We start from the raw sequence: 10,676 nt of genomic DNA on the forward strand, positions 1-10,676 counted from the left end.
TCGCTGATCAGTTTATACAAATTTTCAGCATAACGATCGTAGGCAATGAAGATGTCGGGCTTAACCATAAAGTCCCTGGCACCCAAGCCAACGCATTTCTCCCTGGTCGACGATACTGAGGAAGTAGAGGTAATAATTACGGGGATTTGGGGAAAATTGGCTTTTATGCCTGTGATCACGTCATACCCGTTTTTGCCCGGCATGTTAAGGTCTGAAAGAATCAATTCGGGTAGGGTGTCGGGCCGGCCGTTAAGCCACTCAAAAAGTTGGTCGCCGTTGCTAAACTCGCCTATAATGTCAAAACCATTGAAAGCGTTGAATGCATCTGCCATAAAGAAGCGTTCATCCTCATCGTTTTCAACGATAGCCAGTTTGTACTTCTTCATAAATGTTTACAATTAAGGATTGTGGGGTCTGTAATAGTTAGTGATTGTGGGGTAAAACAACGAAAAAGGTCGTGCCATTTCCTTCGACCGACTCAGCCCAGATTTTACCATTGTGCCGCTCAACTACTTTTTTGCAGATTGCGAGACCAACACCTGTGCCCGGGTATTCACTGGCAAAATGCAGCCTTCTGAAAATCTCGAAGACCGCTTCCAGTTTCTCCGGCGGGATGCCAATTCCATTATCTGTAATCATAAACCTGACGCGGTTGTTTTCCTCAGAACACTGGACAGAAATGATTGGCGCGCGGTTTTTGGTAAATTTCAATGCATTTCCGAGCAGGTTTTGAAACAGCTGCACCAGCTGCACACGGTCTCCGCGCACGCTTTCAACATCTGATTGAAAAGTTACCTTTGCGCCGGAGGCTTCAACGGAATCGTTCAGGTTTTGAACTGCGGCGTGGAACAGGTCCGCTACCTTTACCTCTTCCTTGATCAGGTCAGACTTGCTGATATGGGAGTAATCCAAAAGGTTGTTGATCAGCTCCTCCATGCGTTCTGCAGCGGCAATACCTTTTCCGATGTAGGTTTTGATATTCTGAAACTGATCCTGCTCCACATTGCGCGCCATTAAGTGCAGAAAGCTTTTTACAGTCCGCACAGGTTCTTTCAAATCGTGCGATACAATGGCCGAAAACTGTTCCAGCTCTTTGTTTGCAGCCGATAGTTCGTCATTGGCAAGCGATAATTCACTTGCGAGCTGCCGGTACCTGTTACTGCTCTCCTGCAAAGCCTGCTCACCAAGCTTGCGCTCCGTCAGGTCGCGGGTAACTTTTGAAAAGCCTGTTAGCCTGTTTTCCTGGTCGTACACTGCGGTTATAACAATATTTGCCCAAAACCGGGTACCATCTTTACGGAGTCGCCAGCCTTCTTCCTCGTATTTACCTACCGCCCGGGCTATCCGCAGCTCGCGTTTTGGCTTATCGTTGATAATGTCTTCTTCGGGATAAAATATGGAGAAGTACTTGCCGATCACCTCGTCTGCGGCATATCCTTTGATGCGTTTTGCACCCTCATTCCAGCTTACAATCCGCCCTTTTTCGTCGAGCATAAAAATACCGTAATCGGCAACCTGCTCTACCAGCGAGCGGTACCTGGCCTCACTGTCCCGCAGTACCTCTTCTTCTCTCAGGCGGCTCGTGAGATCGCGCGTTACCTTCGAAAAACCGATTAGTTTATTTTGATCATTAAACAAGGCAGTCAGCACCACGCTTGCCCAGAATACCGAGCCTCCTTTCTTCACGCGCCAGCCTTCCTCCCTGTAAATACCCTGCTGACGGGCGATGCGCAGCTCGTTCTCTGCCTTGTCGGCGATCAGGTCGGCGGAAGTATAAAAGATTGAGAAATGTTTGCCAATCAGCTCGCTGGCCGAATAACCGTGGATTAGCTGCACGCCTTCATTCCAGGTTAATATATACCCTTCCGGATCGAGCATGAAAATCGAATAGTCCTTCACAGCCTCCACCATCAACCGGAAACGCTCTTCGCTAGCCTTGGTTTCAAGCCACCGGTTTTTCCGCTCGGTGGTGTCACGCAACAGTACTGTGAACCCGGAAAGCCTATTGTCATCGCCGAACACAGGAGAGATCGTGGCCTCAGCCCAATACCTTGTTTTATCTTTCCTGCGCCTCCATCCCTCTGATACCCACTTTCCATCCTGAACAGCCATATTCAGCTCATACTGAAATTTGATGGTGTCTTCCTGATCGTCGTCTAAAATAAAAAACGGCTTGTTCTCGATCTCCGCCGGAGCATAACCTGTAATCCTGCAAGCAGCCTGGTTGTACGAAAGGATATGACCGGCTGCATCGAGCAGAAAGACGCCTTCCGGAAGATTGTCAAACAAAATACTGCTGTTTGGTGTCATGCGTATTGTACTGAATGCAAGTATTTAAATGAACAAATTGATTACCAATCCTGCCTTACTCCATATCCGGGCTGGTTTCAGCTACGAGACTTTCCTGCAATGTGAGCCTGACCCTCGTTCTACGCTGGTCCGATTCCATATAAAGCCCAATATCCAGAAGTGACGCAATTTCCCGGATCAGAATCAACCCGATACCCGCTATTTCCACAGTCTCGGGCAGTTCACTTTCACCGTTCGTGTGCGCGTTTGCATTAAACCATTGTACCAGAAGTGCCGGTACGCTGTTACCGCTATTTTCCAGCTCGATAAGTACCGTCTCATTTTCAGCCGCCGCCCGGATCCGGATGTTCCCGTTACGGGTGTATTTGTTTGCATTGTCGATCAGGTTGTGCAGCACGATTCCGAGTAAGTTGGAGTTGCTCATCACAGTTATTTCCGGATCAATATCAATGTGCAGCCTGTTGTTTTTTGTCCTGATAATGCCTTCAAAAAGCTCAGCTTTCTCCGCAACCAGTTCCGATAAATTCACTTCATCCGAAATCGCCAGCTTCTGCTGAACAGGGATTTTAGTGAATTCAAGCAGGTCTTTTACATAGCCGAACATTTTTTCAAGCGACTGATGAAGCTCCTTGCTATACTGCTCCACAGTTCCATAATCCTTGTTTTCGATCATCCGGCGAATCTCCTCGGAAACGATAACCAGGAAATTGAATGGGCCACGGATATCGTGTGTAATGGACGCAACAATCCGCGACTGGACATAGATCTGATGTTCGAGTTCTTTCTGTGATTTTTCAAGAGAGACGAGTGCCTGCTGCAATGCCCGCGTGCGTTCCATGACGGCTTGTTCGAGCAGCTTGTTTTCAATCCTGACCCGCTCCATGGCGAGGCGCTCGTTTTCCTTTCGCTGGCGCCGCGCTTCGCTGTCCCGTTTCAGGTAGTAGGCTGCCGGAATGAGGATAATGCTCATTAGTATCCCGCGGCTCGATAGCATCAATATCTTGATACCAAGCGGATTTGGTGCAGTCCGGAACGGGAAGTCCTTGAAAAAGGGATTGAATGTAAAATAGAAGACGTTGGACAGCAGGCAGCAGCAGAGCAGCGACAGGATAAGTCCCTGCCAGCGGGCGAATCTTTGCTGGATATAATGGATGCTGTACCAGCACGCCAGGCTCATTAAAAAGATAACAATCTCAGAGCCGATCAGATTGACCGGGTCCGCCCATTGACCCTCCGAGATACGTGCGGGCAGCACGAAAAGTGGAATCGAGAGGGCAACGATAATACCTGCCCTATGAAGATGCTTGTTCATGAAATACCTGGGATTACTTACTCTACTTCTCCTGCATTTACCTTCACAAACAATTCCATGACGCTTGTAACCTGTGTTTTCTCAAAAATCCGCGCCTTGAAAGTACTGACAGTACTTCCGCTGATATTCAGCATGTGCGCAATTTCTTTTGTCCATTTCCCTTCTATAAGAAGGTGCATAATTTCCCTTTCACGGGCTGATAAACGCACCACTGCCTTCCTGGCTTGCTGCTCTTGTTCAAGCAGCTTGCTTTGTACTTGCTCGCTCACGTATTTATGCCCGTTCATAACCGCAGAGATAGCCGCCATGGTCTCTTCTTTTGAAGCTGTTTTGGACAGATAACCAGCTGCGCCGGATTGCAGATAGCGTTTTGCATGCTGCTCTTCATCCAGGGAAGAGCAGACCAGAATGGCAGTTGCAGGATGTTTTTCCCGGATCAGCGAAGGCATTTGCGTACCCATTCCGCCGGGAATGTTGATGTCCAGCAGAACGAGGTCGAATTGATGCTCGCCCATTGTTCGCAGCGCTTCATCAAAGCCTTCCACTTCATGGATGCTAACATTCTTGTCGAGCTCCTGCAGCATGAGCCTTAAACTCATGCGAATCAAAACATGATCTTCAACAATCAGCACTTTATTCATGGATCATCCCGGCAATGTCTGGTTGCACCTTATGCACAATTGGAAAAGTCATAACGTAACCAGAGAGAAAGTGAGTTTCCTGCACCAAAGTAGTACTAAAATGCAATTTCGCCAACTGGTATATTCACCTCGATCAAATCAATGTGATCCGATCCTGGCTTAACCCTTACAACCTGGCGGAATAGTAGGAAGGCACAATTTAAAACCGTTTACTAATTATCCAATAGAATTCCTGAGGTAGCTTCTGTTTCCCAGCTATTTACATTTAGCTGACAAACGTTTGCGATTGACTTACCCGGCGATACTCACTTTTCGAAACCTGGCGTGGTAAGCTCCGGTTGCAGATTCCGCATTGCCTGGCGCAGGTGCCGCCGCGTGTGTACTATCATGAATTGTAAAATGTCTCCTGTCGGTAAACGTACCCAGCTGGCAATGGAGAGGGGAATGCGCGTATGGTTTACATTCGCTGTACGCGCCATTCTTAGCAATTGTAGTAAAGTTTCCTGTTGTTCCAGGAATTCGGCAACTGCCTCGTGTGCGTCTATATTCTCGGCAGGCAGGTGCTTTTTGACGGCTTTCATTTTCGTCGGGCTCTTGTCGGGATCCGTGAGCTTGATGAGGTACCTGCCCAGCCAGGAGCTTTTGTAGGTATTTTCCGCATTTCCGGTTGCTGCCTTTTCCAGTTCTTTTCGCAAAAGAGGCAAGTAGTACGCTCCATAGGTGTTAAGGTGCGCCAGACACTGCGCTATACTCCATCCGCCCGTAGCCGAGGGCCGCAGCAATGTTGTTGCTTCAAGGTTTTGGAAATGCATTAAGGTATAACTGATAAACAGTTCGGTTTCTTCTTCAAGCCCGTTGAGCCAGGGCGCTTTTTCAATGGTTTTTGCTGACATTTTCCTGCTGTTTTGTACAATGCAAAGTTGATCAGCCGGTGGTTATCCGTTGTTGGTATTTGCCAAGATTTCAGGACCTGATGCTATTGATGAACTTGCTGAAATTGGTCGGGTCCACACCAATGTAATTCGCCAGGTACTTGTGTGCGACCAGCTGTAATATGTGCGGACTGCGGTTCAGGAGCTTTCTGAATTTCTCCTCCGATGAATAGCATTGCAGTTCTACCAGCCGCTCCATTATACCAGACATAGCCTGTGTAATCCCCAGCCTGATCATGGTTTCGATCGCAGGTACCTGTTGCATCAAAGCGTGTAGCTCAGCGGAAGGCGCTCTGAGGAATTCGGAGGGTGTTAATGTTTCAAAATAATAATGCGAGGGTTTTTGTAAAAACAATGCGTCCACCACGCCGCCGAAAGATGGAGAATACGAAAATACAAGCGTCGATTCGCGCCCCTTTTCATCGAGGTAGTACACCCGCTGCACCCCGCTAAGCACGAAGTAGAGGAAGTTTTCATTTTCGCCCGCGGCCGTCAGCACCGTTTTGCGCTTCGCAGAAAAAGGCTGCCAGATTGCCGCGAACGCAGTCCAGTCGGCTTCGCTTAACGGGTGAATGGCGTCAACAACTTGCCGCAGCTGCATACAAGATCAGGATGAGGTTAACTATCTGTAAATATAGCGCATTTCGAAACTCAGCTATGGGTTCAAGCGGGTCAGATGATAGAAAACCGCCAATGCTCAGCTTGCAGCTAGGTATTCAAAGGTGCGTTATATAGCTTTACAAAACACCATTTACCTCAAACAAGCTGAAAATTGCCCGTTTATGAAGACAGAAAAAGAGAAAATGCTTGACGGTGAGCTCTATGTAGCGCTTGATCCGGAACTGACAAGGGAGCGCACAGAGGCGCGTCTGCTGATGCTGGAACTGAACAACAGCCGCGAAGATGAACCGGAGAAGCGTACCGAAACATTAAAAAAGCTGATCCCCAATGCAGGTAAAGATCTGTGGCTGCAACCGCCGTTCTATTGCGACTATGGAAGTAACATGATCGTGGGCGACCAGGTGTTTTTCAACTTCAACTGCGTTGTGCTGGATGTTACGTATGTGCGCATTGGCAGTCGCACGTTGTTTGGGCCCAATGTGCAGATTTACACGGCTACACACCCGACCGACCATGTAACCCGCGCCTCGGGAGTGGAGTCAGCGAAGCCTATCACAATTGGTGAAGATGTTTGGGTAGGCGGCAGCGCCGTGATTTGTCCGGGGGTAAGCATTGGTAACCGAACGATCATCGGCGCCGGGAGCGTGGTTACCAAAGACATTCCCGACGATGTTTTTGCAGCCGGGAACCCCTGTCGCGTGATCCGCTCGCTGATCCAGGAATAAACGCCGCTATTGCAACGTAAACCCTCCACCTTTTGCAACCAGCGATTTGTCAAGCATATAAAATTGCTTTTCACCTGATACTTCCACATCCAGGATAGCGAGCTGATATACGCCCGGCGCAAGATCATCCTTTCTCAAAAAGGTGTTGAAGCCGGGTTTATAGTAATTTCCGGTTGTCAGGATCTGCTTTCTGGCTTCTACTTTTGCATTCGCATTCATCAGATGCACCGCGCCTGTCTGAACATTTTTCAAGACCAGGAAACGGTCACTCAATAAAGATTTTCGGGAAGGTTTGTCGTTGCTGGCTACAAAATAGTGCGTCAGCAGCTCGGGACCGTCTGTCAGCATGCGGGTAACCTTCCAGTCTTCCACGTACATATTGTCGGCGGTTTTTTCACCTGTTCCCTTTTCAAACATATCATTGAGTTCGGCTTCGCTGATCACAGGTTCGGGAAGCCGGAAAAATCCTTTTTCGTAGCCTGGTGTCAAATAGAAATCGGCATTGCGCGTGATGCTTTTTTCAACCGAAAACATATCGTGGTTGTTTTTCCAATTGTAAACATCGGCCAGGTAAGTTGTTTTCTTCGAGGCTACTGTCGCAGTAAATACATAATGGGCATATACCCAATAAAAAACGCTCAGTACAGATACGGTAATGAGAACCTGTTTTTTTCTGAAAAATGAGGTGTAATCCAGGAGTATGATGTAGCATATCACCGTCGACAATGCGGCGTAAAGCTGAAAGCGGCTCGCGATCGTCGTGCCGGTCCACGATCTGAACAATGCGATCACCGCGCTCGTAATGAAAATGAATGCGAAAAGGGATAGCAGCTCAATGGTGCCGGGTTTAAGGGTACTGGGCTTGTCGAAGTAAATCGCCGCGGCTTTCAGCGTGATCACCAGCATTGCACCTACGATGAAAATACCCCATAACGCAGACCAGAATTCTTTTCCCGCCCAAAGCGACATACTCGAACCAATGAAGCCGAAAAGCGACGAAAACATGCTGAGCAGATCTGTCGGCAAATGTCCAGCCTGACCGCGCTCGTAACCTATCAGGTAAATAGCGAGGCACACGATCATAGAGATTGTAGCCAGCGTTGCCTTTTTGAAATCTTTAAAACACAAAAAATAAAACACGACTGCGGGAAAAGAGAGTACCCCGTTACCATGCGTAAATGTGGCCAAAAAGCAAAAAGCCATTGCCAGCCAAAAAGTAACGGTGGTCCTGCGTGACGCGAGCAAAATAGCAGTTACCGTAAATGCGGTCAGGAACGTATGTTGCATTCCATTGAGCGCCCAACCCGAAACTTCATGGAACAGCGGAGTGAAGAACAGGAATGGAGCAGGAATGAAATAGTAGAGCGGAAGCTTGGTTTTCCTGAATTGGATATAAAGAAAAGAAAAGATGTAAATGACGTTCAGTGAGACCAATACAATGTAAAACCGGAAGTTCTGGTGGCCTGTGAGCGCATATTCAATCAGCGCGATCAACCGGATTGTAGTCGCTTTGTGATCATTGAAAGTCAGAAACATCTGATGCAATACAACATCAAAAGAAAACCCGCCTTCGGAAGCAGCTTGTATAAACTGAATAATCAGGAAATCGTCCTGGAAGGGGAAATTAACTGAAAAGAAGAGGTTGTAGAGTAAATATAAAATAATAACCAGGCCGATAATCAAGCCTGAAACTAAACGCGGCATACATAATTGTTAAAGTGACTAGCATTGCCATGCAATATTCATACCGAGCGGGTCGAGGCTTTCTCTCCACGCGACGGACGGCCAGTTGCCGAAGGTAATAAATGCCGGGACAACTTGATGCGCCGGAAACAAAAAAGTGGGTCAATTATGATAATTACCCACTTTTTCTAAAACTCGATGCTTGTATATCCCAATCTCTCTGCTCACATCCTCCGACTGTGGTACCGACCGGATTCTGAGAGGTAGGAAGTGGGCGAGACTCTACTGGCGGATCAAGAGAGCCGGTACTACCTGGCTTCTTTAACCGCATTCATGATTTCAGCAAGGGTACCCCGCACATTCATGACCATATTACTGTTGTCGAGCATTTTGCTTTCCGACTTCACTTTGCCTGTGAACTTGTATAAGAAATCAGTATCTTTTTTATCAGTCAAAATTTTCCAGCCACTTTTAAGAATGCTGCCGTCGGTCACCTTCGCGTGCATGGAAACAGTCTGAGATCCTTTTGCGGGAATGTTAATTGTTTTTTCCAAAACCCCATTCATTTGTAAAGCATTCTCAATGCTGAATACAAACGCGCCGTCACTCAATTTCAATGGAAACAGGTTTGGGTTAAAAACCTCCACTTCCACATCCATTCCTTTGCTTTTCATGGAAAGTGCATTCAGGTCTACATGCTTCACCTTGATTTTAGGGATTCTCAAAGCTGGTAATTTTCTGGACACATCCATGGTAAACTTCCGTTCACCGGCAACAGGTACATCCACTTCAAAGCTTGTTGTCATTGCATAATCCGCGCTGTCGATCTTATTATCGTCAAAATGTTTCAGCACGCGCGCCATTGGTTTGGCCAGCAACTCCATTGGAAGCGTAATCGTCGAGCTGTCGGATGAACGGATGCTGATTGGTTTTTCATAGCTGTCCTCAATCACTTTAATGGAGTCTATATAGATCACATAGTTGAGGCGCTTTGTATTAATGTCCACCGGGAGCGGATTATGGATCGTGACCTTGCTTTCCATTTTGATCCGCTCTGCGTCAATATCCCGGATGTTCACAGAGGCCACTCCGACTGTCGGAGCCAGTTTGTCTGCGGCTTTCTGCTTGGTCTTATCAGAAGAAGGCGACTTCCACCACCAAATGCCAGCTCCAACCAGAATGATCAGTACCAGCAAGACGATTAACCCTTTGCTAATGCGCATATCTCAACAGTTTATGTGTAACAGTGAATTTTAAATCAATTCCGTGGCCTTAGTAATATTCGTGCCATGAAATCCGGCGCACATCGGAATTGCCTGTTGCTGCTTCCAATTATTCAAAATAGAGGCAGAAATCCAGAAAATCGTACATCAACAAACTGCAATACACCGGTGCCAACTACAAAGGGATATAAATGCTGAAAGTAGCTCCTTGTCCTGGTTCACTGACAACAGAAATGCCGCCGCCGTGATTAGCTGCAACCCTTTCACAGATTGCAAGACCGATCCCGGTGCCTGAGTACTGGCTTCTTCCGTGCAGGCGCTGGAACAGCTGGAATATGCGATTGGCGTACTGCTGTTCGAAACCGATTCCATTATCTGTTATATCTATCCGGTAGTACAAGGCCGAAGTCCGCGTGACGACGAGGTTTGAAGGCAGTAGACTGGCGGGTATCAGGTCACTTGAAATGCTGATCACGGGAAGTGCATCCGGTTTTCTGAACTTGATTGCATTGCTGATCAGGTTCAGGAACAGTTGGTTTAGCTGCATCTGGTCGCCGGGAATTTTGGGCAGATCGCCCACCCGCACCACTGCCGACGTTTCGTTGATAGCCACTTCCAGGTCGCTTAATACCTCATTGACAACCTTGGTGAGCGACACTGTGGTGTTCATTTCGTTGTGTGCAGTAATGCGCGAAAAAGCGAGCAGGTCTTCAATCAGCTGTGACATGCGTGAAGCCGCCGTTTGCATTCGTTGCAGATAGGTAATACCGTCGCCAAGCTTGTCGGAGTAGCGGTTGATCAGCAGGTCGGAAAATGACCTGATCTTGCGCAGGGGCTCCTGTAAATCGTGCGAAGCTACGTAGGCAAATTGCTGCAGGTTCACATTGGACTGCTGCAGCATGTTGTTGGACATCGAGAGTTCCTCGTTGGTAGATATGTATTCCTCGTTAATGGCCGCAAGCTCTTCATTGATCGCTTCCAGTTGCTCGGTACGCTGCTGCACCAGCTGTTCCAGCGCCAGTTTGATCTTGCGCTGTGCTGTCACGTCCTGAGCTGTGCCGATCATGTGACGGGGCTTGCCTGATTCATCATAAAGTACCCGTCCCTGTACGTGCAGGATGCGGGCAGAGCCTGTTTGTTTTTCGTCTAGGGTATATTCCCGGTCATAAGTCCCGCTGGCGCCGGGCTGGAGTGTCCGCTCTACTGCGTCTATCACATCCTGCCTGTGG

Annotated in this window: 10 protein-coding genes; 1 reads left to right on the forward strand and 9 read right to left on the reverse strand. The window is 47.9% G+C overall.

From position 1 onward, the window contains the following. From ACTIE6_RS07785 to ACTIE6_RS07810, 6 genes are all read right to left on the reverse strand, one after another. A partial coding sequence (locus ACTIE6_RS07785; protein WP_439556098.1) for a response regulator occupies positions 1 to 386 on the reverse strand: 386 nt, incomplete at its 3' end. 37 nt (positions 387 to 423) lie between these two features. Then, a complete protein-coding gene (locus ACTIE6_RS07790; protein ID WP_439556099.1) occupies positions 424 to 2,310 on the reverse strand; it encodes a PAS domain-containing sensor histidine kinase in 1,887 nt (628 codons plus the stop codon). Between the two features lie 55 nt (positions 2,311 to 2,365). Beyond that, positions 2,366 to 3,622, reverse strand: coding sequence for a sensor histidine kinase (locus tag ACTIE6_RS07795; protein WP_439556100.1), 1,257 nt, complete (start codon positions 3,620 to 3,622; stop codon positions 2,366 to 2,368). Positions 3,623 to 3,639: 17 nt separating this feature from the next. Beyond that, positions 3,640 to 4,263 (reverse strand): response regulator transcription factor, encoded by a 624-nt coding sequence (locus ACTIE6_RS07800; protein ID WP_439556101.1) that lies wholly within the window; start codon positions 4,261 to 4,263, stop codon positions 3,640 to 3,642. Between the two features lie 305 nt (positions 4,264 to 4,568). Next, on the reverse strand, positions 4,569 to 5,156 hold the full coding sequence (locus ACTIE6_RS07805) for a DinB family protein (RefSeq protein ID WP_439556102.1): 588 nt from the start codon (positions 5,154 to 5,156) through the stop codon (positions 4,569 to 4,571). Positions 5,157 to 5,226: 70 nt separating this feature from the next. After that, positions 5,227 to 5,796: a Crp/Fnr family transcriptional regulator gene (locus ACTIE6_RS07810; protein ID WP_439556103.1), complete on the reverse strand. Its 570-nt coding sequence runs from the start codon at positions 5,794 to 5,796 to the stop codon at positions 5,227 to 5,229. Between the two features lie 181 nt (positions 5,797 to 5,977). Here ACTIE6_RS07810 and ACTIE6_RS07815 point away from each other — a divergent pair, with 181 nt between their 5' ends. Further along, a complete protein-coding gene (locus tag ACTIE6_RS07815; protein WP_439556104.1) occupies positions 5,978 to 6,541 on the forward strand; it encodes a sugar O-acetyltransferase in 564 nt (187 codons plus the stop codon). A gap of 6 nt (positions 6,542 to 6,547) precedes the next feature. Here the strand turns inward: ACTIE6_RS07815 and ACTIE6_RS07820 are convergent, their stop codons facing one another. The 3 genes from ACTIE6_RS07820 to ACTIE6_RS07830 all read right to left on the reverse strand — a co-directional run. Further along, complete coding sequence (locus tag ACTIE6_RS07820; protein ID WP_439556105.1) at positions 6,548 to 8,245, reverse strand: hypothetical protein; 1,698 nt, start codon at positions 8,243 to 8,245, stop codon at positions 6,548 to 6,550. 287 nt (positions 8,246 to 8,532) lie between these two features. Next, complete coding sequence (locus ACTIE6_RS07825; RefSeq protein WP_439556106.1) at positions 8,533 to 9,447, reverse strand: LEA type 2 family protein; 915 nt, start codon at positions 9,445 to 9,447, stop codon at positions 8,533 to 8,535. Positions 9,448 to 9,622: 175 nt separating this feature from the next. Then, the coding region (locus ACTIE6_RS07830; RefSeq protein WP_439556107.1) for a sensor histidine kinase at positions 9,623 to 10,676 on the reverse strand (1,054 nt) is incomplete at its 5' end.

This window comes from Dyadobacter sp., from assembly GCF_051859145.1.
Lineage (GTDB): Bacteria > Bacteroidota > Bacteroidia > Cytophagales > Spirosomataceae > Dyadobacter.

Bases quoted from the DNA above. Each gene is read 5' to 3' on its own strand.
- ACTIE6_RS07790 (WP_439556099.1), bottom strand. From the start codon at position 2,310: ATGACACCAAACAGCAGTATTTTGTTTGACAATCTTCCGGAAGGCGTC.
- ACTIE6_RS07795 (WP_439556100.1), bottom strand. From the start codon at position 3,622: ATGAACAAGCATCTTCATAGGGCAGGTATTATCGTTGCCCTCTCGATT.
- ACTIE6_RS07800 (WP_439556101.1), bottom strand. From the start codon at position 4,263: ATGAATAAAGTGCTGATTGTTGAAGATCATGTTTTGATTCGCATGAGT.
- ACTIE6_RS07805 (WP_439556102.1), bottom strand. From the start codon at position 5,156: ATGTCAGCAAAAACCATTGAAAAAGCGCCCTGGCTCAACGGGCTTGAA.
- ACTIE6_RS07810 (WP_439556103.1), bottom strand. From the start codon at position 5,796: ATGCAGCTGCGGCAAGTTGTTGACGCCATTCACCCGTTAAGCGAAGCC.
- ACTIE6_RS07815 (WP_439556104.1), top strand. From the start codon at position 5,978: ATGAAGACAGAAAAAGAGAAAATGCTTGACGGTGAGCTCTATGTAGCG.
- ACTIE6_RS07820 (WP_439556105.1), bottom strand. From the start codon at position 8,245: ATGCCGCGTTTAGTTTCAGGCTTGATTATCGGCCTGGTTATTATTTTA.
- ACTIE6_RS07825 (WP_439556106.1), bottom strand. From the start codon at position 9,447: ATGCGCATTAGCAAAGGGTTAATCGTCTTGCTGGTACTGATCATTCTG.